Origin of the sequence: Limnothrix sp. FACHB-881, assembly GCF_014698135.1 — a bacterium.
Classification (GTDB): Bacteria; Cyanobacteriota; Cyanobacteriia; order CACIAM-69d; family CACIAM-69d; genus CACIAM-69d.
The window spans coordinates 111,849-133,101 of record NZ_JACJSN010000006.1 but is presented as its reverse complement, the minus strand read 5'-3'; the positions used below and the strand labels follow the sequence as shown (position 1 = coordinate 133,101).

At 56.0% G+C, this 21,253-nt stretch carries 14 protein-coding genes and 1 tRNA gene; 8 read left to right on the top strand and 7 right to left on the bottom strand.

All coding sequences use genetic code 11. The annotated features are described in order from the left end of the window. Window positions 1-25 precede the first annotated feature (25 nt). Complete coding sequence (locus H6G52_RS07920) at window positions 26-361, bottom strand: cupin domain-containing protein (RefSeq protein ID WP_190527553.1); 336 nt, start codon at window positions 359-361, stop codon at window positions 26-28. 40 nt (window positions 362-401) lie between these two features. Then, window positions 402-1,421 (bottom strand): histone deacetylase, encoded by a 1,020-nt coding sequence (locus tag H6G52_RS07915; RefSeq protein ID WP_190527551.1) that lies wholly within the window; start codon window positions 1,419-1,421, stop codon window positions 402-404. Between the two features lie 489 nt (window positions 1,422-1,910). Here H6G52_RS07915 and H6G52_RS07910 point away from each other — a divergent pair, with 489 nt between their 5' ends. After that, entirely contained in the window at window positions 1,911-4,571 is a 2,661-nt protein-coding gene (locus H6G52_RS07910; protein ID WP_190527549.1) for a M1 family metallopeptidase, read from the top strand. A gap of 102 nt (window positions 4,572-4,673) precedes the next feature. On the opposite strand, the gene H6G52_RS07905 is transcribed toward H6G52_RS07910, so the two are convergent. Continuing rightward, window positions 4,674-5,933: an S-layer homology domain-containing protein gene (locus H6G52_RS07905; protein ID WP_190527547.1), complete on the bottom strand. Its 1,260-nt coding sequence runs from the start codon at window positions 5,931-5,933 to the stop codon at window positions 4,674-4,676. Window positions 5,934-6,562: 629 nt separating this feature from the next. Here H6G52_RS07905 and H6G52_RS07900 point away from each other — a divergent pair. Continuing rightward, the gene (locus tag H6G52_RS07900; RefSeq protein ID WP_190355216.1) at window positions 6,563-7,750 is read left to right on the top strand and encodes a GNAT family N-acetyltransferase; all 1,188 of its coding nucleotides are present in this window, start codon (window positions 6,563-6,565) and stop codon (window positions 7,748-7,750) included. Between the two features lie 10 nt (window positions 7,751-7,760). Here H6G52_RS07900 and radC read toward each other — a convergent pair whose 3' ends face one another. Then, window positions 7,761-8,492, bottom strand: coding sequence for a DNA repair protein RadC (gene radC, locus H6G52_RS07895; protein ID WP_099532570.1), 732 nt, complete (start codon window positions 8,490-8,492; stop codon window positions 7,761-7,763). A gap of 190 nt (window positions 8,493-8,682) precedes the next feature. Next, a complete protein-coding gene (locus H6G52_RS07890) occupies window positions 8,683-11,367 on the bottom strand; it encodes a DUF3536 domain-containing protein (protein WP_190527545.1) in 2,685 nt (894 codons plus the stop codon). 151 nt (window positions 11,368-11,518) lie between these two features. On the opposite strand from H6G52_RS07890, the gene H6G52_RS07885 reads away from it, so the two are divergent. Both H6G52_RS07885 and H6G52_RS07880 read left to right on the top strand, forming a co-directional pair. Further along, window positions 11,519-13,729, top strand: a complete 2,211-nt coding sequence (locus H6G52_RS07885) for a DNA polymerase III subunit gamma/tau (protein WP_190527650.1) — start codon at window positions 11,519-11,521, stop codon at window positions 13,727-13,729. Between the two features lie 212 nt (window positions 13,730-13,941). After that, window positions 13,942-14,018 (top strand) — tRNA-Met (locus tag H6G52_RS07880). A gap of 194 nt (window positions 14,019-14,212) precedes the next feature. Here the strand turns inward: H6G52_RS07880 and H6G52_RS07875 are convergent. Then, complete coding sequence (locus H6G52_RS07875) at window positions 14,213-14,905, bottom strand: calcium-binding protein (RefSeq protein WP_099534363.1); 693 nt, start codon at window positions 14,903-14,905, stop codon at window positions 14,213-14,215. Window positions 14,906-15,010: 105 nt separating this feature from the next. After that, entirely contained in the window at window positions 15,011-15,583 is a 573-nt protein-coding gene (locus H6G52_RS07870) for a DUF4214 domain-containing protein (protein WP_190355211.1), read from the bottom strand. 781 nt (window positions 15,584-16,364) lie between these two features. On the opposite strand from H6G52_RS07870, the gene H6G52_RS07865 reads away from it, so the two are divergent. From H6G52_RS07865 to H6G52_RS07850, 4 genes are all read left to right on the top strand, one after another. Beyond that, a complete protein-coding gene (locus H6G52_RS07865) occupies window positions 16,365-17,195 on the top strand; it encodes a TIGR03943 family protein (protein WP_199312253.1) in 831 nt (276 codons plus the stop codon). Window positions 17,196-17,333: 138 nt separating this feature from the next. Further along, window positions 17,334-18,977 carry an Ig-like domain-containing protein gene (locus H6G52_RS07860; RefSeq protein WP_190527543.1) on the top strand — a complete coding sequence of 548 codons (1,644 nt, stop codon included), beginning with the start codon at window positions 17,334-17,336 and terminating at the stop codon, window positions 18,975-18,977. A 60-nt stretch (window positions 18,978-19,037) separates the two neighbouring features. Next, window positions 19,038-20,153 (top strand): calcium/proton exchanger, encoded by a 1,116-nt coding sequence (cax, locus tag H6G52_RS07855; protein ID WP_190527541.1) that lies wholly within the window; start codon window positions 19,038-19,040, stop codon window positions 20,151-20,153. 30 nt (window positions 20,154-20,183) lie between these two features. Then, on the top strand, window positions 20,184-21,044 hold the full coding sequence (locus tag H6G52_RS07850) for a DUF6671 family protein (protein ID WP_190527539.1): 861 nt from the start codon (window positions 20,184-20,186) through the stop codon (window positions 21,042-21,044). The last annotated feature ends 209 nt before the right edge of the window (window positions 21,045-21,253 follow it).

Here is a 21,253-nt window from a genome sequence, read left to right as displayed (position 1 = left end):
ATTCCCTCTCATCAGACCACAAATTTCAATAGAAAATTGCCAGCCAAATGGTTTCCACATCCGGGTCTGTCCAAGCAACCCGATGTTTTTGGTGAGCAGGAATATTGAAATAGTCGCCAGGCTTTAGCTCAACCCTGCCTTCCGGTAGTTCCAAATGGGCATGACCTTGAAGCACTAAAACCCACTCAGATTGCGCTTGGTCGTACCAAAACTCAGGTTCTGATCGGTGTCCCTTTGATAAGATTCGCTCAATTTTGATCTCGGGAGTTTGCAAAATCGTCTCAAAGATCTCTTCGGGTAACTCGATCGGGAGATTTTGAAAGAGATTATTGATAGAAGTAGCAATTTTAGAATCTGTCATAAAGGCTATATTTCAATCTGTTTAAAGTCGTTGTTCACCACTAAATCAAATACTTGGCTAGAGTGCTTATATGATCACTAGCTGCCGATACTGTAGTCGGTAATCGATATCCTCCACCATGACAAGATAGCACCGGACAATTAAAATGGTGGGCAACTCGTAAGGTGATCTCAGTCAATTGCACAAAGTCTTCATTAGTCCAGTTGGTTGTATCTTCTCCACAGTCTTCTCGATGAGAGTCATATCCTGAGAAAATAGTGATCAAATCAGGTTTCCATGGTAAATGACTCAACCGTTCTTGAAATACCTTGATACTTTCCTTACCCTCATAAAATTCACCACCTAAACCGTCTTCTGCAAGCGCAGTGCGCGGAAAATTCTTGGGAATAATTGGAATATTGCAATGACCCACGCGATCGGCTTGTTCCGTAGTTCCCCACTGAAGACCAGAAGCCTTGGCCATGTAAATATCTACAGTGCTATGAATACTAATACAATAAACAGATGAATCATGGCTGAAAATTTCTTGAGTGCCATCACCATGATGAATGTCCCAATCAATGACAATGACCTTGGCGAAACCACTCAGTTGGGCATAACGTACTGCTGCCGCTAAAGGATTAAGTAAACAATATCCATGACCCCATTCACGATGGGCATGATGACCAACCATACTAAAGCAATAAGCTCGCTGAAGAATGCCCTGTTTCATCCAATCAATGGCCTCTAGCATACCGCCCAAGCCATATAGATAGCCTGGAATCGCATACTCAAGTCCTTGACAGTCAGAACCAATAGCTGGCAGCGCAAGGCTGGCCTGATCTAATGGACGATCGAGCGCTTTCAGAATTAGCTTTTTCAGATAGGCTTGACTATGGACACTGGCATAGTCTGCTAACTGAGCTTTTCTAAGGGGCAAGGACTGATATTGTGAACAGCTTTGAGCAAGGGCTTGGCAAACTTGCTGATAATAGGGCAATGAGTATCTGCCGAATGTAATATCGTCGAGTGGCTTGGAAAGGTTGAACGATTGAAGATGAAGATAGGTTGCAAAGCTCATCTTTATTTATGATTGATGGATATGATCAACGAATCATGTAAGCTAATAAAATGGCTTGAATAGATTTTAGACTTGAAATTGAATTTGAAATTCAACTCGAAATTGAAATTAAAAATAAAATTAGTCTAAATTTTTTAAGAGTCAACAACTTTTTAAGAGTTGATATTGAATATTAGTTGATTTCTACTAAATCAAAAAAGCAAAATCATGATCCTAGTAAATTACTTGATCTCACCTGATTACCCCTGTGATTTAACACCAGACTATAGAGATGATAGCCTACTTGTTTTGAGTTTTGGGCAAATATTATAGACTTCTAGGGATTAAACGCAGTCATTTCTCGATGGTTATGTTAAAAATAACTACGGCGAGTCTGGAATGAACCAATAATTTCGCGCCCAAGACCATCAATAATTTATCAGGCTGGCTCGAATTGTTCAATTGGTCAGCAATTTTTCGCTAGTCCATCATCGTTAGGGGCAATCCACCATGTCGCGGAATCGGTTTTTGGAAGCATTTTGGGGTTTGAGTGCAGATGAAGCGCGATCGTTTCAACTTCCCGGAGCCAAGCCCCACTATCTCCCTGATCGCCCGGTGCGCACGCAACATGTGGCCCTTGATTTGGTGTTGGATATTCCCAATTGCCAGGTCGCGGGAACTTGCTCGATCGACCTGTTACCCGTACAAGATGGAGTTGATCGCCTGGAATTAGATGCGGTGGCGATGCAAATTCAAGGGGTGCGAGTGGGCAAAACCGCCCAGAAATTTGAGTATGACGGCGAAAAATTAGCCATTACCCTTGCGCAACCAACCCAGCGCAATCACCTCTTTAAATTAGTCATTGACTATCAATTAGATCGTCCCCAACGAGGCATTTATTTTGTGCAGCCCACGGCGGACTATCCCAATAAAAATGTGCAGGTTTGGACTCAAGGCGAGGATGAAGATTCTCGGTTTTGGTTTCCCTGCTTTGATTTTCCAGGGCAACTCTGCACCTCCGAAATGCAAGTGCAAGTGCCCAGTGGTTTGCTGGTGCTCTCAAATGGAGAGCTGATTAATCAGACCACTAAAGGCAAAACCACCACTTACCATTGGCATCAAAAACAGCCTCATCCGGTTTATCTGTTTACCCTGGCTGTGGGAGATTTTGCAGAGATTAAGGATGAGTGGCGCGGCCGACCTGTGAGCTATTACACCGCTCAGAATCGGGCTTCGGAAGCCCAGCGCACCATGGGCAAAACGCCCGCGATGATGGATTTTCTCAGCGAAAAATTTGACTATGACTATCCCTATAGCAAGTATGGACAAGCTTGCATGGAGGATTTCATTTTCGGGGGTATGGAAAACACCTCCATGACCCTGTTAACCGATCGCTGTTTGTTAGATGAACGAGCGGCGAGCGATAATCGCAATTCCGAAGCTTTGGTGGTTCATGAGCTGGCTCACCAGTGGTTTGGCGATTTGCTGGTCATTAAGCATTGGTCTCATGCTTGGCTGAAAGAAGGCATGGCTACCTATTCCGAAACCCTCTGGACTGAGCATGAATATGGATCGGAGGAAGCGGCCTATTATCGCCTGGGTGATCAGCGGGCCTATTTAGGGGAAGATCGGCGGCGCTACCGGCGGCCCATGGTGACCCATGTTTATCGCGAGCCGATCGAACTTTACGATTGCCATACCTATGAAAAGGGCGGCTGTGTTTATCACATGCTGCATCAGGAACTGGGCGATGATTTGTTTTGGAAATCAATTCAAACATTTGTCAAAAATCACGCCTTTGGTGCCATCGAAACGATCGACCTCTTGCGAGCCATTGAACAGACAACGGGTCGCAATTTGTTGTTTCTGTTTGATCAGTATGTGTTTCGAGGAGGCCATCCTGATTTCAAGGTTGCCTATAGCTGGGATGGGGAAAATAACATTGCAAAATTGACTGTGATCCAAACCCAAGCTAAGGAAGGGGATTTGGAGACGCTGTTTAATTTAAAAATTCCGGTGGCTTTTGCGACCCTCAGCTATGAAGCAGCCAGCCCCGCTCCGAAATCGAAAAAGTCAAAAAAAGCGTCAGCCCCCGCCCCCAAGGTCACGTTCAAAACCGTGAAGCTGGCCATTCACGATCGGGAACAGACCTTCTATTTCCCCTTGGAGCAAAAACCAGATTTCGTCAGTTTTGATCCGGGGAATCATTGGCTCAAAACGGTGGAGTTAGATTATCCGCTGCCGGAATTGAAAGCCCAATTGCAGTTTGATCCTGACCCGATCGCCCGGGTGTTTGCGGCTAAGGCGATCGCCCAAAAAGGCACGCTGGAGGCCTTGAATGCTTTGGCCCAATCCCTGACTCGTGATCGCTTCTGGGGGGTGCGTGCCGAGGTGGCCGATCACCTGGCCACCATTGGCTTGGACGGGGTGTTGGCGGCCCTGAAGCCGGGGTTGAAGGATTCGGATCCCCGCGTGCGTCGATCGGTGATTCAGGCCATTGCTTCCCTCAAAACCGAGGCGGCTTATTCAGTGCTGGAGCCGATCGCCAAAAAGGGTGATGCCAGCTATTCCACCGAGTCGGCGGCCTTGGCGGCCATCGGGTCGATCGCGTCTGCCCAACCGGCCTTGGCCGATCGGGCGATTACGCTGCTCAAATCTGCCCTGAAAAAGCGATCGGGCTGGAATGAAGTGGTGCGATCGGGGGCCATCAGTGGCCTGAGCGCCCTCAAAACCTCCGCCGCCGCCCTGGAACTGATTTTGGAAACCAGCCAACCGGGCATTCCCCAGGCCCTGCGCTTGGCGGCCATTCGGGCCCTGGGCGCGGTGGCCAACGGTCAAGAAGCCCCAGCGGTCGATCGGGTCTTGAATGGGCTGCAAACCTACGCCCGCGAGAGCTTTTTCCTAACCCAAGTGGCGGTGGTGGCTGCCCTGGGACAAATGGAAACCACCAAAGCGATCGGGATTTTGCAAGGGTTGGCCAGCCAGTCGCCCGATGGCCGCGTGCGCCGGATGGCAGAAGAAGCCGTGAAGCGAGTGCAGCACAATGCGGGTTCCGATCGCGCCTTGGATCAGGTGCGCCAAGAGTTAGATCAACTGAAAAAAGACAACCAAACCCTGCGATCGCGCCTGGAAGATTTGGAAGCAAAATCGAAACCGCAACCCGCAAGCTAAGGGCCATGGCGCTCGATCGCGCTCAACGGGATGCTCTCAACGGGACTGAGAACGCTCTGAATCAGGGTCTCAGTCCCGCTGCCGGGTTTGCGGACTTCCCGCCTAGCGAGCCGCCACCACAAAATCATCCGTGAGGGTCAGGTTCAGATTCGTTTCCGGTTGCACCACCAGCACATCGATGCTGTTGCGACCCAAGAACCGATCGATCAGGCTCAAGAGCGCACCGCCACCCGCACCGATCAGCAACTCTTCCGTGGCGATCGCCCGATCGCCCGTCACCGCCGAGATGGCCGCCGCTGCCGCCGTCCCGATCGCCGTATTCTTCAGCAACCGACCCAAATCAGCCCCCTTGCGCACCGTTTCCGTCGTTGTAATCACACTGGACGTGGCCTTCAGGGAGCGCGTTGAACCATCGGGCATCACAATTTCCTGCGCCACAAACTGCGTCGCCTTGTCGCCGGCCGGCCGCAGATTTCCCTTCACTTGGCTGCCCGCCGGAATCAACACCTGGCCCGTGGTGGTGGTGATGTTGTTGCGCACATTAAAAGTCACCGGCAAGGTTTCATCCGGCATCAACAGGATTTTTTCCTTCATGTAGCTCACAGGAAGGGATGTGCCCGCCGCAATCCGATAGTTGGTGGCCACGGTTTGAGCATTGGCAATATAAGGCGAACTCAGAGCCGCCACTCGCCCTTCACTGGTCAAGGCTTGGTAGAGAAAAGCCGCCACTTCCGCTCGGGTGGCATTGCGTCCAGGGTTCAAATAGCTGATGTTTGGATAGTTCACCACCATCCGTTTTTCAGTGGCTGCTGCGATCGGGCCGCGGGCAAAATTGGAAATGGCCCCACTATCCGCAAAATTGCCTAAAACCTGTTCCGTGGGAGCCGCTGCTTGATAGTTCAAACCATTTGCCAACGCCACCAAAACCTGCTCGCGCGGAATGTTTTGCTCCGGCAAAAAGATGCCATCGGGATAACCAGAAACAAAGCCCATTTCATAGGCGCGGCGAATGGCATCATAGGCCCAATGGCTGCTGGGCACATCTACAAAATTGATTGCGCTGCGGATGCTGCCCCGTTGATAAACCTTGCGTAACATGGCTGAAAATTCTGCCCGCGTGACCGGTGCATCGGGACGAAAAGTGCCATCGGGAAAACCCGCCAAAATGTTTTGAGAAACCAGCGCGCGGATGTAATCACTGGCCCAATGATTGGCAGGTACATCAGGGAATGAAATGGTTTGGGCCACGGCCGGAGCAGGGGCAGCCAAAGGAGCAACCAGCATCGGGGTGATGGTGGTGACGTTCATTCCGAAGGTCATCAACAGAGCGGCGGCGGCTTTCCAGCGATTGCGATTCAGCATGGTTTTAAATCCTGAGGAGCGAGGGGGAACCCGATCAAGAATCCCCTGAAAAATTCTGAGAGAAGCATTCTGTGCGCTTCTTTGCATACTTCTGAAAAGGGGTTTAAAATCCGGAGATCGGAGGGATGGACAGTTGAAAAACTGGCAGATCTTGACGGAGCCGAGTATTTCAAAATTCCCAAACCCGATTGAATTCCGAGGTTTTCCTTCTCAGTTGCTTTATCAGACAACTGCGGTTCTCGGTTGGTTTCCTGGGGTGGGCCAGTTATCAATCTGTCAGGTTTGCAACTACTTGAAGCAACGAATCAGGGTGTTGAATTTTCTGAATTTTGGAAGCTTGTGACAATTAAGAATTTGGATATAAACCACTGAAAATTGGAATGTTGACGAATAAAGAATCAGGCGATTCTTGAATCAGAAACCGAAAGTGCAAAATTGAAAATAATCAATCCAACGGCTTGAATAGCGGTTAAGGAAGAGGCTGAATTACTCACCCGAAAATTAAGGCCCTAGCCCCGATCGCAGCACTGGCGTTTGGGATTGACGATCGGGATTCGCCAACGGTTACCCCACCTGGGAATCAAAACCGCTACAGTAGGAGCAACCTGCCATGTGGGAGCGGCTGCGCGATGCCTGCTTTTTTGCCTCAAAATGCCGATCTTGTCCTGCGAGGGGCCCAATATCGCGATTTGGATGCGATCGCCCAGCTTGCGGCGGACTCAGCGGACTTTGACGGGCTAGGAAGCCCCCTGGAAACGGCAGGGGTGGATTGGTCGCGGCTGCGCACTTGGTATGGCTTATCGGCACTGATGGATATGATGGCCCCCAGCCAGCGACGGTTACGGGCCAGCGTGGCTGAGCGCGATCGGCGGGTTTGCGGCGCGATCGCAGTGATGCCCGTGAATCGATCGCGCAGCACTTGGCGTGTGAAGCAGGTGGCTGTGATGCCGGAATGTCGCAGCCAGGGCATCGGTTCCGAGCTGTTGCGCTACTGCTTTGAAACCATTTGGGAAGCACGCACCTGGATGCTGGAGGTGAATGTGCATGGCAAAGATGCCCTGGCGCTCTATCGCCAAAACGGATTCCAGCCGATCGCCCAGTTAACCTATTGGTCTATTCCGCCGGCCGCCCTCACAGCCCTGGCGGAGCGGGAACCGGACTTGCCCAACCTGATGCCGGTGGGGAATGCCGATGCGCCCTTGCTGTATCAACTGGATACGGCGGCCATGCCCCCCCATGTGCGCCAGACCTTTGATTTGCGCGTGGATGACTTCAAGGCGGATTGGTTGGCGGCCCTGGCGGACACCCGGCAGCGGATGGATGGGCTGGAAACCACGATGGGTTATGTGTTTGAACCCCAACGGAAGGCCGCGATCGGCTATTTCCAAGTGCGATCGCACCGATATGCAGCGCTGCCCCACCGGGCGGAGTTAACCGTGCATCCGGCCTATACCTGGCTCTATCCCGAGTTGATGGCTCAAATGGCGCGGATTACCCGATCGCTCAATCCCGATTTGCCCCTCTTGCTGGCTTCTGCGGACTACCAGCCGGAGCGGGAAGCCTATCTGGAAAGCATTGGGGCCGAGCGATTTGAGCATTCCTTGCTGCTGTCGCGATCGGTTTGGCACAAGCTGCGGGAGACTCGATCGATCTCTTTGGATGCCCTGCAAGAGATGCTGAACGGCTGGCAACCGGCCAAACCAATGACCGGCGGCGGTCGGGTCTATTGGTCGAGTGCTTGGGATGGGCCCACCTTTGACCCGCCGGAAGATCCCCCGGAGAATCCCGAACCGCCGGAGCCACCCGCCCAACCTTGAGCTAGCCCCCTTAGCCCATGTCGGGATAGGCGGCCCAAAGATCGGTGGTCTCGCGCAGGCTGCGAAATTCCCCATAGCCCACCACCAAATGATCCAACAGCGGCAGTTCCAGAAAATGGGCCCCTGCCAAAAGCTGCTCCGTGAGGGTCAAATCCTCAGGACTGGGGGTTAGGTCGCCCGAGGGGTGATTGTGAGCCACAATGCAGGCGGCAGCGCCCTGACGAATCAGCTCCCGAAAAATATCGCGAGGATGGGCCAGGGTTTGGGTTTCCGTCCCGATCGTCAGGACTTGGGTGGCTAGGAGTCGATTTTTGGAATCTAACAACAACAGGGCAAACCGTTCCTGCGGTTGCCACATCAAATCCTGACTGAGGGCAGCGGCGGCGGCGGCTGGGGTGTCAATCACGGCCCGATCGAGTGGTCGGGTTTGCAAAATCCGCTTGCCCAACTCCACCGCCGCCAAAATTGCCGTCGCCTTGGCATCCCCCACCCCGTGAATTTGGGTCAGTTCCGCCAAGGATGCATCGCGCAGAACCGCTAGCGGATCCTGGCGATCGCCCCCCAAGGTTTGCAAAATCAGTTGCCCCAACCCCACGGCCGAGAGTTTGCCCGGCCCCTGGCCTGTGCCCAATAAAATGGCCAACAGTTCCGCATTCGAGAGGCTGCGGGGGCCAAAGGCGGCTAACCGCTCCCGGGGGCGTTCTGTGGCGGGTAGATCCTGAATCCGAGGGTTGTAGGTCATAGGGCTGACATTTTGACCGCCCTTTATGATACTGAAAACCGCCACCACAAAAGCAGGGTAAACCTCTGATATCTCCGGTATTTCCGAGATTTTTGCGATCCGGGTTAGGAGATACGGCGGCCCGACGGGATTAGCCTTGGGGCGATCGCCTCGGATTGCCCCTGATCGATTCAGATTGCTGCCAATTGGCTCAAGATGATCGGGGGCGATCGATCAGCAAATTACTGTAGGGGCCCGGTCGCAGCCGCACGGCCAGGGCCTGCCCCAAATCCCCCAAACAGCCCAACCACCGATCATCCAAGGGCGCGGCGGCCATGGAACCCTGCCACCAGAAAAAGAGCCGTTCCTGTACCAAATCCAGATCTAAGGTGAGTTGAAGCGATCGGCTGAGGCTGGTCAGGCGCTCGATCGCATCCACAGCCACCCGGAACCCGCCCAGGGACTGTTCTGGGTCAGTGGCAGGATGCCCGTTCAGTTCCGTTTCCACCAAGCCCAATGCCCGTTCCAGCAACCGCCCGATCGCCCGCGTAATCCAAGGGGCAATTTCCAGCCCATCCAATTGACAGTGGAGGCGCTGGGCTTCAGCGGCCACCGCTTCCAACTCCGTTAGCGTTCCCGGCCCGGCCTCGATCGCTGCCAAGGGCCAAGTTTCCAACTCGCCGGCCAACCGCTGCACCAAAGACAACACCCGCTGACCCAAGGCCAACTCCGCCGCCACCTGTAATTCGCGGGGAACCGGCAGCGCATCTCGATAGAACCGGGTCATGATCCCGCAGTTGTCACGATAGGCGCGATCGTACAGCGTATCCAGCCTTGCCGTCGTTTCCTGTACCAGCACCCGCATCAGCCGATCGCGATCCTCCGCACAGAGATCCGCCAAGGCAAATCCCCGGGACTGGCCGCCCATGGTGGCACTCAGGGCCAAGACCACCTGGGCCGCACTGGCAGACTCCAACGCCGCAAACAGCCGCTCCTTCAGCTTGCTGTAGGCTAACCGGCCTTGAAACGGCTGCACACAACAGTGAAAATCCCAACCGCCCAAGTGCAAGGCTCCAAAGACAAAATGGGCAGACTCGCCCGCAATATCCGAAGTCACCACCAACTCGCCCACGGCCAAAGCCAGAGATCCCAGCCGTTGCAGTTGGTAATCCTGCTGTTCGATCGTGTAGCAATAGGCTCGGCTTTGGCGCGGTTGGTTGGGAATCAAAGAGCCGATCGCGTGGGCCGCCACCACCTGCTCAAAACTGACATGATCATCCAAAACCAACTGTCGATAAACCTCCGCCCCGTCGCCAAATTCCGGCACGTTGCTGGGAGCCGCCGCCAGTTGGGCCACAAAGTCCGGCTCCAAATTCACGCCCGCCACTTCGGCCGCCAGCTCGATCGCCCGGCTGGCATAGCGCAAAATCTGCACTCCTTCCGGGCGAGAGATTTCCTCAAAAAACCAGCCGCAACTGGTGAACATCAACAGGGCATGGCGCTGCATTTCCAGCAACCGCAGGGCATCGATTCGCTCCTGGGCTGACAGGGGGCGGGCCCGATGACGTTCCAAAAACGCTGTCATCCGATCGGGCGATCGATCCAAAACCAACTCAATATATTCATCGCGGGCCTGCCAAGGATCCCGCAGCAGTGGTGTGGCATAGCGTTCAAACACCGCCACCAGTCGATCGCGCAAATAGTTCAAACTGTCCCGCAACGGTCGCCGCCAGCGCTGGTGCCAGCCGCCGCCGCCGCCACAACCGCAATCATCCTGCCAGCGATCGACCCCGTGGGAGCAGCTCCAGGCCGTCACCGGCTTCATGGCCACCTCCCACTCCGGCGGGTGCAGGCTTAGGTAATGGGCAAAATTGGTGGTACACCAGCCTCGCCCCGGAAACTCCATGCTGAGGGCATAGGCCAAGCACTTTTCCTTATCGCGCTTGTGGTGACCAAAGGTTTCCCCGTCGGTGGCCACGGAAATGACCTGGCTGGGGCGATCGGCCCGCACCGCCGATCCCAACCGATCGGCAAAGGAGGCGGCACTGGTCAGCACATCCCCAAAACCCATGTCGCCGGAAATTGGCCCATCGTAAAAAAACAGATCAATGTAGCGATCGCGGGCCAAGGTGGCCGCCGGATCCGAAGGCGCTGCCGGGTCGATCGGCTCCGGTTCCCCTCCCTTGGGCACAAAACACCGATAAGACCGAGTGGGGTCAATTTGCCCCGATCCCACATCCACCCAATCCGGCTCCGGATCGGCTTCCGTGGGCAGCGGTCGGCAGCGCTGGGCCTGGGATGGGGCAAAAATCACAAATTTAATGCCCTCTTCGATGAGCACATCAAGGGTGGCGTAATCCACGGCTGTTTCCGCCAACCAAATGCCTTCGGGCGATCGACCAAAACGCGATCGAAAATCTGCCACGCCCCATCGCACCTGGGTTTGCTTATCCCGCCGATTGGCCAGGGGCATGATGATGTGGTTATAGACCTGGGCGATCGCGTTGCCATGGCCCCCCAGCCGGGCCGCGCTCAGGCGATCACCCTCCAAAATTCGGGCATAGGTGGCCGGGTCAAACCGCTCTAACCAACTCAGCAGCGTTGGCCCCGCGTTAAAGCTCATCCACTCAAAATTGTTCACCAGTCCCACGATCGCCCCCGAATCATTAAAAATTCGGGCGAAGGCATTGGGTCGATAGCATTCCCGATAAACCCGCTCATTCCAATCGTGGCAAGGGGCCGCGCTGGGCTGCCGCACGATCGCCTCCAAATAGGGATTTTCGCGAGGGGGTTGATAAAAATGCCCGTGCACCACCACATAAACCCCAGAAGCGGGGCGATCGGGCATTGGCGAAACGGGGGCTGCGACGGTGCCTTCGTTCGATCGTTTTGCCATCCCCAAGCTCCTAAGCGCCAATTTCCGGTTGATTAACCCTCTAGCGGTTTAACACAAGCGTCGATCTTCCGCAAAATCTCGATCAATCATTCCCCTCTTTGTGGCGGTTGTAAGATGGCTGTCTGGTCGCTTCATTGACCCGCTCCTAGCCATGCCCTACGAACCGCTGCACCACAAATATCGCCCACAACGGTTTGCCGACTTGGTGGGCCAACAGGCGATCGCCCAAACGCTGACCAACGCGCTTCAGCAGAATCGAATTGCGCCGGCTTACCTGTTTGCGGGGCCTCGGGGAACGGGCAAAACCTCCAGCGCTCGGATTTTGGCGAAATCGTTGAACTGCCTGAGCAGCGAGGGGCCCACAGCGGAACCCTGCGGCCATTGCCAAACTTGCGTGGAAATTACGCAGGGGCGGGCGCTGGATGTGGTGGAAATTGACGCAGCCAGCAATACGGGGGTTGACAACATCCGGGAGCTGATTGAGCGGGCCCAATTTGCCCCGGTGCAATGCCGCTACAAGGTTTATGTGCTGGACGAGGTGCATATGCTGTCGGGGGCGGCGTTCAATGCGCTGCTGAAAACCCTGGAGGAACCGCCGGCCCATGTGGTGTTTGTGTTGGCCACGACGGATCCGCAGCGGGTTTTGCCGACGATTATTTCTCGTTGTCAGCGGTTTGACTTTCGGCGGATTCCCCTGGTGGATATGGTGAGTCATTTGGGGACGATCGCCCAACAGGAGTCGATCGAGATTGTGCCGGAAGCGTTGACTCTCGTGGCCCAAATTGCACAGGGGGGCTTGCGCGATGCGGAAAGCCTGCTGGATCAACTGAGCCTGGTTCCCACGGGGGTGACGGTGGAGGCCGTTTGGGATCTGGTGGGGGCTGTGCCGGAGCGAGATTTGCTGGCTTTGGTGTCCAGTTTGGCGGCGGGTGATGCGGAAGGGGCGGTGGATTGTTTGCGTCGGCTGATGGATCGGGGGCGGGAACCGACGATCGTGCTGCAAAATTTGGCGAGTTTCTATCGAGATCTGCTGATTGCGAAGACTGCGCCCGATCGGGGTGATTTGGTGGCCCTGACGGAGCCAACTTGGCAGCAACTCTGTGAATTTGCCCGCAGTCAGGAACTGAGCTGGATCTTGCATGGGCAGCAGTACCTCAAAACCGGCGAATCGCTGCTGAAAAACTCCACCCAGCCTCGGTTGTGGTTGGAGGTGACGTTAATGGGGCTGTTGCCGGGGGCGGTGGCTCCGGTGGGGGCTGTTGGGTCGGTGGCTCCGATGCCGCCTCGCCCGATCGCCCCGATCGCGCTTCCGGCTCCAATGCCGGCCCCGATCGCGCCCGTTTCGGTTCCTGCGTCGAGCGATCCGCTCTCGGCTCTGTTGGCCCAGTTGGGGCTAGATCCGGGGGCGATCGCCCAATTTGCCCAGGGCGTGACCCAATGGGCCCAAACGAATCCTGCTGCGCTGACGCAGTTGATCGGTTTGTTGCAGTCCATGGGAGGCGTGGCTCCAGCCCCGATCGCAACAAGCACCCCCACCGCAACTACCCCAAGCGCAACAACGACTCCGGCGACGATCGCTCCGGTGGCCGCTGCTCCGGCCCCCGCGCCAACTCCCGTTCCGGAGTCGGCCCCGGTCAGCGCTGGGCCCGATGAAACCTTTGCACCGGAACCCAGCCCGATCGCGCCGGTTCCCGCTTCTGCGGAGCTGGATCAACTGTGGCAAGCGATCTTGGTCCATGTGCAACCCCCGGCCACCAAGATGATGTTGTCGCAAATGGGGCAACTGCTGTCCTTTGATGGTCAAAACGCCGTCGTGGGGATTCCGCCCAGTTGGGTCGCCAAGTTTGAGTCCCGCACCAAGGCGATCGAAACGGCCTTTCAGCAGCACCTGCAACGGAGCGTCACGGTTGCGATTCGGGCGAATGTGGTGATGTCCCCCCAGGCCAGCGCGCCCGCGTCCTTCCCAAAAAATCCACCCAGGGGAACGCCCCCCCCGCCCCCGAACCCAGCCCGGAACCCGAATCCGATGCCAACTACGGCCGCGAACCCAACGGCGGGCGGGTTTGGTGGGATCGCGACTAGGGTGGCTCCCCCGCCCACCGCATCCCCAGCCCTGTTGCCCACAGCTCCCGCTGCGAATCCCCTGCCGGCCCCGGCCCGGCCCCCCGCGCCCGCCCCCGATCGCCCTGTGCGATCGCCCCAACCGCCCCCCGCCGCTTCTCCCCAATCCGTTTCGCCCCCTTCGCCAGCGGGGCCACCCCCGCCACCAGGGCCCGATGACTTGGTGGCCCGCAGTGCCCGTAGCTTGGCGCAATTGTTCAATGGCGAAATTGTGCAGGTAGACGATCTCGACATGTTTTGACCGGCGGTTGGGGCGATCGCTCAGTTGACCGGTGGGCGGATGGAGCCGATCGCGGCTAAGGCTGGGTCTGGTTGAACCGTTTGCTCAAACCGTTCGCTCAACGTTTTTTCAGCTTTTTCAGCCTCCCTTTGGGCCCTTGTGGGTGGCGCGGGAGAAAATTTTCAGAAAGTAGTTGCTTTTTCTAGGGCTTCCGGTTATATTTGAATTCGCGCCGCGGGGTAGAGCAGTCTGGTAGCTCGTCGGGCTCATAACCCGAAGGTCAGTGGTTCAAATCCGCTCCCCGCCACCAAATCATCTGAACATCAAGTCAGAGCGAACTGAAGAAGAGACCCCTCAAAGGTCTCGAAATCTGAAACCCTAAAGACCGCCCCGCTACGAACCCGTAGCGGGGCGCTTTTGGTTTAGTGCGATCGCCAGATTTTGGTGCGATCGCCGTAGCAACGAATTGATCAACCCTTTGATCAGCCCTCAATTGGCAGCGGGCTACAGAACCCTTGGCCCTTCAGCAAAGGCTTGGGCCACTTGGCGATCAGTCGCATCCACCACAACTCCAATGATTGGCCCCACAGCTCCGCCCACACGAATCAACACATCCTTCACATCGGGACTGCCAAAACCCACAATCCGCGAATAGTCGAGGGAATTATCAAAAAATAGGTCTACCTGACGACTGATCGCGATGAAATCTCCACCGTTGAAGTCAAAATCCACAATCACATCGGCGTTCGCAATGGTTGTGGTGGCATCATCAACCGCCAGGACGAAGGTATCGCGCCCAGTGCCGCCGATCAGGGTGTCGATGCCCAAGTCGCCGGCCAGAAGATCATCGCCCTCTTGGCCGTAGAGAATATCGTTGTCGCGACCGCCACGGAGGGTGTCGCGTCCTGCGCCGCCTTCTAGTTGGTCGTTGCCCAGGTTGCCCGTGAGCAGGTCATCCCCATCGCGACCAATCACAAAATCAAAGCCCTGGCCCCCAAAGAGCACATCGCTACCTTCGTTGCCAATCAGGGTGTCGTTGTCGCTGTTGCCATAGAGGGTGTCGTTGTCGCTGGAACCGTTGATGTAATCGTTGCCTGCGAGGGCCCGCACACCCAGGCGGCCCTGCTGGCCGGCTGCGAGGGAGATGGTTTCGCTGTTGTTGGTGAGATCGAGATAGTCAATATCCGTCCGAGCCATGGTGAAGAATCTGTCCTCTGTTCAGGAATGGGTGGTTTTTAGGAATGGGTTAGGAACCGTCCAGCAATGCCGAGATTCCCCGGGCAAGTGGAGCTGAGCTGGGTGTTATCGTCGCTCGCGGCTGTTCATGAGGGCTTCCCGAACGCGCTGGATTGACCAGCCCCCCCGCAGCCGTTCGAGGTAGGTGCGCATGCCTCGGTTGTCGGCCCGGCGACCCAAAATTTCTTGATAGGCGCGATCGATGGCGGATTCGGCCTCGCGGCTGTTGGCTAATTCGTCCCGCACCCGTTGCAGCGACCAGTTGCGATCGCGCACCCGATCCACGTAGGTACGCAGTCCGTTGCGATCGGCTGGCCGGCCCAACACTTCGCGATAGAGCCGATCGATCCGATCTTCCAAGTCCTGTCGATCGCCTCGATAGTTGTTGCGATCGTTGTCGTAGTCGTCGCGATACCGTTCTTCGTTGCGATCGTAGTAGCGATAATCATCCCGATCGCGGTCTCGATTCCGGTTGCGATCGCTGTCCGATCGGCTGCCATCATCACAGCGCAACTGGCCCCCTTCCCAGCGGCAGGAACTTTGGGCCATGGCTGGCTCGATCGCGCCCCCATGGGCCACTCCTAACCCTAACAAAAATGCTGCCAATGCAGTACAGGTGCGGTTCACAGAACGGTTCATAGGAATCATCTCCTGATTGAATGGTTGAGCCTCCATTGTGTCTCCTGGGGAGATGTCACGATGGATGAACTGTTTTTTGATTGTTTGGCATCACTCTGAATTAGCCACAAACCTCCAGGCTCAGTCTCTCGACTCTGGGGGCGGAATTCAGGAATTGCAAGGATTTTTTTGGGTTTTTGCCAGCAGCATGACAGTTGGCGCTTAGGTGCTTGGTGGTGATGTCAGCGGATCTTGAGGCGATTTTGGTGGCGCAATGGGGCATGATCTCCCCATCACGTTGGTTGCCGTAACTTGCTAACCGGAAGGTCACCATTAACCATCATGAACCATTGAAATAAATTCAAGACGCATTGGCCAAATTTGGGTTGTTAGTCCTGCTGTTGTTTTTCCGTCAACATCAGTGAATGGCTCAGTGAAACAGCACGAAATAGTTCATGAAATTTTCTGTGAAACCATTCATGAAGTTCCCCAAGTAATCACCCGAAAAATTATCAACAAAACTACCCATGAAACTATCAACAAAACCAGCCATAAACGATCAAGCCTGTGTTTAACGGTAAAGGGGACAGCAGCCGAATTTGGGTGGGTTTTAGCCGCTTGTTGCATTGTCTTGCCCTCGGAACTTTTTGGGCCGTGGGGCCGTCTCGCGCCCCTTCTGAATCTTCCGGTGGTCGTTGGCTCAGAATGGAGGCCGAAGGGGGCTGAAAGGCTGATTCACTGGGCATTTGAGGGGCGGCATGACCACGGGAACGCTAGGTTGGGGTCAAAACCACCCCGTACAATGAAGCCATTCCTTAGCGCGACGGCTCCAATGGGAGCTGCTTCGGCCGTGTTGTCACAACCAAGTCGATCGAACTGGCTGCCTTGGGTCGATGTGGCAGCGATCGCAGCGTGGGGAGCGCTGATGTTGCACTACTGGCACGGTGGCCGCTTGGCCCTGCTGATCCATCCCGCCTATCACGGCTTGGTGGTGGTCACGGGGTTTTTGTTGCTGATGGCGGCGGCCAGTCTGGCGATTAATTTGGTGCAATCTGGGCGGTTGTTGCGGCGGCGATTGTCGTTGGCGGCGGATCCTGACTCAGAACAACACATCAGTTTGCTGCCCAAGGGGTGGGCAACGCTGTTATTGCTGTTGGCGGCGATCGGGGGGTTTTGGATTGCGCCGCAGCCCCTCACCAGCCACAAAGCTTTGCAACGGGGCATTGGCGACCCCACCACCGCGATCGCCCGTGCGCCCAAGGCCTTTCGCAGCAACAAGCGCCCAGAACAGCGATCGCTGATTGAGTGGGTGCGGACTTTGGAGGTTTATCCCGAACCGGAAGCCTACCGAAACCAACCGGTGAACATCAGCGGTTTTGTCACCAAGGTGGAGGGCTATCCGGCAGATGTGTTTTGGATTTCGCGATTTACGATCACCTGCTGTGCGGCGGATGCTTACCCGATCGGGCTGCCCGTGCGCCGGCCGGCCAATATGCCGGACTATCCCCCTGATACTTGGCTAGAAATTCAGGGGCGAATGGCGGTGGATGAAATCAAGGGCGAGCGAGTGTTGAGCATTGCGCCACAAACGATGCGCCCGATTCCGGTTCCCAAAAATCCCTATGAGTTCTAGATGAGTTTTGGGTGTGACCCTTGGGCGTGACTCTTGGGCATGACTCTTGGGCGTAATTTTTAGGGGCGATCGGGCGGCAGCAAAGGCGCAATCCGGTGCAATCAACTGAGGAATTTCTGATTGGGTATGTGGCGATCCGTGCAACATCGATGGCAAAACAGCCCCAAGGGCAATCCCCAATGGCAACCCATTGACCGAGCCGCCTGGCTGGTGATCGCGGCTTTGGTGGTGGCGATCGCGGCTTTGTTGGTGCTGGGCGATCGATCGGCGGCGCGGGTGCGCGATTTCTCATGGGCCGATCGCACCATTGGAGCGGACGATCGCGCCTTTGTGTTGGCCTTCAATCGGCCGATGAATCGAGACAGTGTGGAGGCTAATTTAAAACTGGATCCTCCCCTGGAAGGAAAAGTTAGCTGGGCCGGAACTCGCATGGCCTTCACGCTCGATCGCCCAGCACCCTATGGCACTAGCTTTCAGCTTCAGTTGGGAGCCGGGGCCCGCGACACCCGCGAAGACAGCAAACCGGCGGAGTCCTTCTCGGCGGCATTTCGATCGCGCGATCGGGTTTTTGCTTACATTGGCACCGAAGGCGAGGAAGCCGGCCGCCTGATCCTGTATGAACTGACCCAGCAGCGGAAAACCATCCTCACCCCGCCGAACCTGTTGGTGAACGACTTCAAGCCCTATCCCAACCGTGATCGGATCCTGTTTTCTGCCACCGAAACCAGCACCCTGGAAAAAACCGACAGCCCCAGCCTGCTCGAACAGCAGTTTTATACGGTCACCACAGGCTTGAGCGTCACCAACCAAGCGCCCGAACCGGCTGGCGAGGTGATGCCAGTCTTGGATAACCGGGATTATCAAAACTTGAAATTTGACTTGGCCCCCGACGGTTCGGCGGCCCTGGTGCAACGGGCGGAGCGCAAAAATGCCAGCAATGTCAGTCTGTGGCTGCTGCGCGATCGGCAAACGCCCCAAAAGTTGGAGAGCCAGGGCGGCGGCGAGTTTGTGATTACGCCCGACAGCCAATCGATCGCCATTACCCAGGGGCAGGGGGTGGCCATTTTGCCCCTGCCCAAAGCTGACATGGGCAACAACGATCGCTACCGGCGGGAAATTCAACCCCTGGACTTTTTACCCAAGTTTGGAACCGTGTTGGGATTTGCCAGCGACGGTTCAGCGGCGGCCCTGGTGAAATTCAACGGTGACTTTACCCGATCGCTCTTTGTGGTCACCCCCAGCGGCGAAACGGAACTGGCCCGAATTCAAGGATCAATTTTGCGCGCTGAATTCACCCCCGATAACCGTGTGCTCTACGCCTTGGTTACCCAACGGGTTGAGGACGAAAACTACCGCGAACAGCCCTATATCGGAGCCTTTGACCTAAAAACCAAGGCCCTGTCGCCCCTGTTGCTGTTGCCGGAGCAGCTCGATATTGCCCTTGATCTATCGCCGGATGGTGCAGCCCTGTTGTTTGACCAAATCGACACCAAGGCAAAGGCCAAGGGCGATCGCGCTGATCAGTCCAATCAGTCTGATCAGTCCAAATCAGGCGAAGAAGAAACCACCCAGGACGATCGGGAATCAGGACGGGGCAACCGTGCGGATCGATCGAGCGCCGACCCCGAAGCTGCCCGCCGACCCGAAGCCAGTGATGGAAATAAAATTGAGTACAGCCAACTTTGGTTGCTGCCCGTGGCCCAAAATCCCGATGGAACCTTTGCCAAATTGACCCCGCAGGCGTTACCACTGCCTGGGGCCCGTCCTCGCTGGCTCCCCTAACCGAAGTCCGTTGATTAACCCCCAGCAGAAAACGCAAAAAGCAAACAAACACAAAAAAGAATGAGCAAAAAAGATCTCGTCTTCCTCATCCTTTTGGGGTTTATTCCCGTCTCGATCGCGGCGGAATGGTTGCACTGGAGTCCGCTGGTGGTGTTCATCACCGCTTGCTTGGCGATCGTGCCCCTCGCCGCCTGGATGGGCCATGCCACCGAAGAACTCGCCGGGCTGGTCGGCCCCTCCCTGGGGGGATTGCTGAACGCTACCTTTGGAAACGCCACCGAATTGATTGTGGCCTTGGTTGCGCTCAAAGAGGGCTACGTTGGCGTTGTGAAAGCCAGCTTGACCGGTTCAATCATCGGCAACCTGTTGTTGGTCATGGGGCTGTCGATGTTGTTGGGTGGCTTGCGCTTTAAGGAGCAAACCTTCCAGCCCGTCATTGCCCGCATGAATGCCTCGTCCATGAACCTGGCCGTGATTGCCATGCTGCTACCCACAGCAGTGAACTTCACCTCCGTGGGCATTGCCGAGAGCGTCTTGCAAAAGCTTTCGACGGCGGTGGCGGTGGTCTTGATTTTGGTCTATGTGATGACCCTGCTGTTTTCCATGAAAACCCACAGCTATCTCTACGATGTGGCCGTGGCAGAAGGGGACGTGCCCGATCCGGAAGCCAGCGACGAATCGGCCGGCGAAGGGGAAGCGCACCGGCCAAACCTGCCCCTCTGGGTGGGGGTGTTGTTGGCGGCCACGATTTTTGTGGCGATCGAGTCGGAATTATTGGTGCATTCCCTGGAAACGGCCACCGAACAGTTGGGACTGACGGAACTGTTCACCGGGGTGATTTTGTTGCCGATTATTGGCAACGCAGCAGAGCACGCCACCGCCGTTACCGTGGCCATGAAAAACAAAATGGACTTGTCCGTTTCGGTGGCCATGGGTTCCAGCTTGCAAATTGCCCTATTTGTGGCTCCGGTGTTGGTGATTGCCGGTTGGTTCTTTGGGCAACCCATGGATTTGAACTTCCAACCCTTTGAGCTGGTGGCCGTGGCCGTTTCGGTGTTGATCGCCAACTCCATCAGCTCCGACGGGGAATCCAATTGGCTGGAGGGGTTGCTGTTGTTGGCGGCCTATTTGGTGCTGGGTTTGGCCTTCTTCTTCCACCCCACAATTGCCAGTTAGGAACTTGAGGGCATCGGTTTTTGGGGAACAATGAACCTGACGGACGCTTGGGAAGGGGAAACCATCACGATCGCCACGATGCATGGCAAGGAACAGGTGATTGCGCCGATTTTGGAGCAAACCTGGGGCCTGCGCTCGATCGTGCCGTCGGAACTGGATACGGATCGGTTTGGCACTTTTACCCGAGAGGTCGATCGACCCGGCGATCAGCTTGCCACGGCCCGGGTTAAGGCCCGGGCGGCCTTGGCGCTAACCGGTGGGTCGATCGCCCTAGCCAGTGAAGGTTCCTTTGGCCCCCATCCCAGTGTCCCCTTCGCGGCGGCTAACCGGGAATTGGTGCTGCTGATTGATCAATCCCTGGGGCTGGAGTTGGTCGGTGAAGCCATTTCCCTAAAAACCAACTATCGCCAAGGACGGGTTCGCAGTTGGGCGGAAGTGGAAAAATTTGCTGAAACCATTGGCTTTCCCGATCACGGGCTGGTGGTGGGTTGGGGTGAACCCCAAAACCTTCAGGGGGTGACGAAGGGCCTGCGCGATCGCTCGGCCCTGGCGGCGGCCGTCACCGAGGCCCTGACCCGATCGGCCGATGGCTCCCTGTGGGTGGAAACGGATATGCGAGCCATGCATAACCCCACGCGAATGCAGGTGATTGCCCAAGCCACGGAAAACCTGGTGGCCAAGGCGCGATCGACCTGTCCTGTTTGTCACTGGCCGGGGTTTTGGGTCACGCAGCGGCTGCCGGGGTTGCCCTGTGGTGAATGTGGGCTGCCCACGCCGCTGATTCGCCTGCATCGCTCCATTTGCGATCGCTGCGGCCACCAACAGGACGATCCCTTTCCCCAAGGCGAAACCACTGCGGATCCCACCTACTGCCCCTTCTGCAATCCTTAGGGCCTCAAAAACCAGGGCCTCAAAAACCGGCTCAAAGCTCGGAACCAAAATCAACAGCCAAATCAAAAGCTCCAGCAATCGATCGGGGACTGCAAAACCGGCCCTGGATGGGTTCGATCGCTCCTCATGGAGATTACATTTTTTTACATACTCTCATTTTCAGAGATTTTGGATTAACAGGCGATCGAGAACAGAATCATTGGCGATCA

Bases quoted from the DNA above. Each gene is read 5' to 3' on its own strand.
- H6G52_RS07920 (WP_190527553.1), bottom strand. From the start codon at position 361: ATGACAGATTCTAAAATTGCTACTTCTATCAATAATCTCTTTCAAAAT.
- H6G52_RS07915 (WP_190527551.1), bottom strand. From the start codon at position 1,421: ATGAGCTTTGCAACCTATCTTCATCTTCAATCGTTCAACCTTTCCAAG.
- H6G52_RS07910 (WP_190527549.1), top strand. From the start codon at position 1,911: ATGTCGCGGAATCGGTTTTTGGAAGCATTTTGGGGTTTGAGTGCAGAT.
- H6G52_RS07905 (WP_190527547.1), bottom strand. From the start codon at position 5,933: ATGCTGAATCGCAATCGCTGGAAAGCCGCCGCCGCTCTGTTGATGACC.
- H6G52_RS07900 (WP_190355216.1), top strand. From the start codon at position 6,563: ATGCCTGCTTTTTTGCCTCAAAATGCCGATCTTGTCCTGCGAGGGGCC.
- radC (WP_099532570.1), bottom strand. From the start codon at position 8,492: ATGACCTACAACCCTCGGATTCAGGATCTACCCGCCACAGAACGCCCC.
- H6G52_RS07890 (WP_190527545.1), bottom strand. From the start codon at position 11,367: ATGGCAAAACGATCGAACGAAGGCACCGTCGCAGCCCCCGTTTCGCCA.
- H6G52_RS07885 (WP_190527650.1), top strand. From the start codon at position 11,519: ATGCCCTACGAACCGCTGCACCACAAATATCGCCCACAACGGTTTGCC.
- H6G52_RS07875 (WP_099534363.1), bottom strand. From the start codon at position 14,905: ATGGCTCGGACGGATATTGACTATCTCGATCTCACCAACAACAGCGAA.
- H6G52_RS07870 (WP_190355211.1), bottom strand. From the start codon at position 15,583: ATGAACCGTTCTGTGAACCGCACCTGTACTGCATTGGCAGCATTTTTG.
- H6G52_RS07865 (WP_199312253.1), top strand. From the start codon at position 16,365: ATGAAGCCATTCCTTAGCGCGACGGCTCCAATGGGAGCTGCTTCGGCC.
- cax (WP_190527541.1), top strand. From the start codon at position 19,038: ATGAGCAAAAAAGATCTCGTCTTCCTCATCCTTTTGGGGTTTATTCCC.
- H6G52_RS07850 (WP_190527539.1), top strand. From the start codon at position 20,184: ATGAACCTGACGGACGCTTGGGAAGGGGAAACCATCACGATCGCCACG.